Raw genomic sequence first — 3,688 nt, 5'->3', positions numbered from 1 at the left:
ATATAGAACGTGCGCTAAACGCCAGACCTAGAAAGTGCCTAGGTTACAAACAGCCTGTCGTTGTGTTTAACGAATTACGCAATGCGGCCTAATTTAGCGAGTGGTGCACTTCGGGGTTGAATTCGCGGGTTTTTAATTGGAGTAATTATATTTTTTTTGGACTTCATGAAATTTGATACAGAAAATATAAAATGGCTGTTAGCTGTAGTGGTTGGTGAATTTATAATTGCCTTTATTTTCTTATCAAGTAAAGTTGGTGGTTTTAAGTAATTACTAACAATTCAATTGCTTAAGTCCGATACTGGTTAGTATCGGACTAATCTCCCGATTCGAAAGTTAATATGCTCTTACTAATAACTCTCATTTAGGAACTAAAACATCCCCTTATACCTAGATAAATCTTTTTAATTAATAGAGTCTAATTTCCCAAGATTCTATTTTACAGTTGATTTAACATAACATGTTAATTGCATAAATGGGCATTTACACAAGTTTATTTTGGATGTATAAATGTACAGTGCTTATGGTTTCGTATGAATTTAAATTATGAACAGCAGATTGGAAAAGATTATCGATTTAAAACAGCCTCAATTACCGGCTACCAAGATTAAACAAAAATTAAATGAGATTTATGTAAACCCTAAATGTCCGATATTCAATTATGTTAACTCTTTGGCGGCGGATACATCCAAAGAGACCGTCACTCGATGTTTGCAAGCAATTGCAAAACATACCGGCTACCCAGATTTTTATGAAATTAATTGGGCAGAAATTACTTCAACTGATTTGAATAGCCTTATCCATAACCTAAAAGCCAAGGAGCTATCTCCAAAAACGATTTCATTATATGTTTCCGTTGTAAAGGGTGTATGTGAGCATGCCTATTTGTTAGGACAGATTTCTAGATTGCAGCTAGATGGTATTCTAAAAGTGAAAGGAGAAACCGGCTCTAGAATTAAAAAACATCAGGTAATTTCTCGTTCTAGTTTCCAAGTGCTTTTGGAGAGAATAGCAAGCTCAAACCCAACTAATAGAAATAAAATGCTTAGAGATTTGGCGCTTTTTCATATTTTAATTGGTACCGGGTTAAGAAGAAGTGAGTTGGCCACAATAGAGATTTCATCATTAGTCTTAGAGCTTAGTAGCGAAGATAGAGTCACAATAAACACTCAGTATTTGAAGATTATTGGTAAAGGTAATAAGGAAAGATATGTTGCGATCCACCCTATTACAAAACTTGCTTTGGAAGACTGGTTGAATGTTCGAGGCATAATGCCTGGCCCGTTATTTGTCAAAGTATCACATAGTGGAAATATTGATGTTGAAAATAGTAAGCCTTTATCTGGCAGCGCTATTTATGAGCTTTGTAAAATATATAACACAGTTGCTCCCCATTCTCTAAGACGATCATACGCGACCTGGCTGGATGAAAAAGGCGTAAAGATAAGCAGAATTAGTAAACTGCTTGGTCATTCTAAAGAAGTTACAACTGCAATGTATATTGTAGATGAAGATTCAAAGGCATTTGAGGATGTGTTGAATAATTTGTTTTGAGATCTAAAATTTTGTTTCTACTGCCGTTTATATCAAAAAACATTGATTTTTAAGGTTTTATCGATTTACAAAAAGTGACTGAAATCAACATAAATTTTTGTTCATTTTAAATTTATCTTTTTTTGTTAGAATATAGAGTAGTGAACTTACAAGAACAACTAAACATGGCTGATACATATTTTAAAAATCTAGATGATGACTCAAAGAAAAAATACGTCTCACAAGTTTTAGAGCGCTGCAAGCAAGTGTGGGGGGTTGATGAATTATATGAAATTGAAGATGAAAGTGGACGAAGAGCTTTAGGACATAATGCGAGCACTATGAAAATGTGGTTTAGCCGCCCTTCTATGCCATGGGATTTTATTTTAACTACAGCGATTAGAAGAAATGTAAGTCTAGACTACCTTCTTCTGAACATAAATGAAAACACAAATTTAGAAGATGTTAGACCTGAAGAACTTCTTGAAACTGTAAATAAAGTAGTTGCAAGTTCGTTAGAAGAAAGTGCTGATTACGGAATTATTGACCCTACTTTTGTTCCAACAATTACTAAGAAGATTAAAACGTCATTAGAAGGTGCTTTAACAATTAAAGCCAAACCCTCCAAATCAGCCTAGCAAAGTAAAATTAGCAAGAAAATGGCCAGAAAGACCTTGGCCATTTTTAATCCGACAGGCGTAAAAGCAATTTTTCCGTAAAAAGAAGTTTTACTTTAGTAATAAAAGTTGGTGCTAGAAATGCACTAAGTAATATCAAGTCGTTTATATTTACAGTAATAGAGTAAAAAAAGCCTAAATAAGGGTTAAGGGAATTTTGCGTAATATAATTTAACATCAAAATTAGGTGCAAGACTGAATTTATCAAAAAGATACACATTGTGATTACTGAAGCATCTGAGTATCCTTTACCCTTTCTTATAAAAGGAAATAATAAGGCAATGATAAGCGCTGTAATGCTATCAAAAAGAGAGAACATCAAATACATATTGACTACACCATCTATAAAACTACCCGCTTCTCTTAAGTACTCTAGAGCCATTAAATAATCAGTTGATAAATAGGATATTGTAACGAATGTTACTAAACACATGTGTGAGAATGATGTTTTTTTAAAGTAGGCTTTAATGATAGTTAGGCAGAAAACCACAAAAAGTAAGCCTGAAAAGCTCATCAAGTATTTAAAAAAGAAGTCACTAGCTCCTGCAGTAAATAACTTGTTATAAGAAACTACAAATGCATTTATATGTTCCATATTAAGCTCTGCGTTTGTAGCTGGCTAAATTAACAACATTTTTAAGCTCTATCTTGGATGCATAGGCAGGGGTAATACTACTCTTTTGAGGAAAGCCTTCTATTCCAGCAAGTTCAGCTTTAATTTCTTGAATTCTACGGAAGGCAGCAGAACGCTCATCATTAACTGGCAGCCCTTTCATGTAGATCTCCAGTTGAATTGACTCTTGAACCAACTTTCTGACGCGCTGCGCTATTGCAAGAGAACGAATAAATTCACGCTTTAAGAATACAGATAAAGAAATCACCCAAAATATGAAGCAAAATAATAAGCTCATTAAGGCTATAGGTGAGGCTCCCATACAAACATCCAACTCTAACTACTACATCGAATTTAATAATAATGTACTGAGAGTTTACCAGCAATAGTCCTTTATTATTGCTTTTATGTGACCAACTGTCATCTTTTGCCTGCGTATTTGAGGAGAAGAATTTACATCTGTTTAGATGAAAAGGAGTCATAGTGTGGCGAAAATAGCACTAAAAACGGCATTAGCTTCATTAAAAAGAAACAAAGCCCAGTACGCGGGTTATTTTACATTTCACTTTGTATTTCATTATCTATTTTAAGTTGCAGCTTGAATTCATATTTTCGATACGGCATGAGTTTGCCACTTGAATTTTACACACCCTTAATCATTACTTTGATATTGCCTCTATTGAGCTCAAAGCAAGGAACTGTGCGTTTCGGCCCTGTAAAATTGTTTAATTCTGGAAAAGGGGTTTTGCGCCCATCCCCTCGAAATTAACCTTAGCTTGAATTTTCACGCTTAGAGTAACTTTTCGTACCATTGGACTTCACCCCTTGAATAACACAGTTTGTATTATTTAGCCCATCCCCTCGA

4 protein-coding genes are annotated in these 3,688 nt (G+C 34.4%); 2 read left to right on the top strand and 2 right to left on the bottom strand.

The genetic code is table 11. From position 1 onward, the window contains the following. Positions 1 to 558 precede the first annotated feature (558 nt). Positions 559 to 1,554, top strand: a complete 996-nt coding sequence (locus ABMY41_RS21505) for a site-specific integrase (RefSeq protein ID WP_175083356.1) — start codon at positions 559 to 561, stop codon at positions 1,552 to 1,554. Between the two features lie 164 nt (positions 1,555 to 1,718). Continuing rightward, positions 1,719 to 2,171 carry a hypothetical protein gene (locus tag ABMY41_RS21500; protein ID WP_055022342.1) on the top strand — a complete coding sequence of 151 codons (453 nt, stop codon included), beginning with the start codon at positions 1,719 to 1,721 and terminating at the stop codon, positions 2,169 to 2,171. Between the two features lie 46 nt (positions 2,172 to 2,217). Here ABMY41_RS21500 and ABMY41_RS21495 read toward each other — a convergent pair whose 3' ends face one another. After that, on the bottom strand, positions 2,218 to 2,805 hold the full coding sequence (locus tag ABMY41_RS21495) for a hypothetical protein (RefSeq protein ID WP_055022341.1): 588 nt from the start codon (positions 2,803 to 2,805) through the stop codon (positions 2,218 to 2,220). A gap of 1 nt (position 2,806) precedes the next feature. Next, on the bottom strand, positions 2,807 to 3,121 hold the full coding sequence (locus tag ABMY41_RS21490; protein ID WP_235374233.1) for a hypothetical protein: 315 nt from the start codon (positions 3,119 to 3,121) through the stop codon (positions 2,807 to 2,809). Positions 3,122 to 3,688 lie beyond the last annotated feature (567 nt).

Source organism: Pseudoalteromonas sp. BZA4, assembly GCF_040104395.1.
Classification (GTDB): Bacteria; Pseudomonadota; Gammaproteobacteria; order Enterobacterales; family Alteromonadaceae; genus Pseudoalteromonas.
Note: the sequence above shows the minus strand (reverse complement) of the source record. Positions and strands in the feature narration are given on the sequence as shown.

Excerpts from the sequence above, each read along its gene's own strand:
- ABMY41_RS21500 (WP_055022342.1), top strand. The coding sequence starts at position 1,719 with ATGGCTGATACATATTTTAAAAATCTAGATGATGACTCAAAGAAAAAA.
- ABMY41_RS21495 (WP_055022341.1), bottom strand. The coding sequence starts at position 2,805 with ATGGAACATATAAATGCATTTGTAGTTTCTTATAACAAGTTATTTACT.
- ABMY41_RS21490 (WP_235374233.1), bottom strand. The coding sequence starts at position 3,121 with ATGAGCTTATTATTTTGCTTCATATTTTGGGTGATTTCTTTATCTGTA.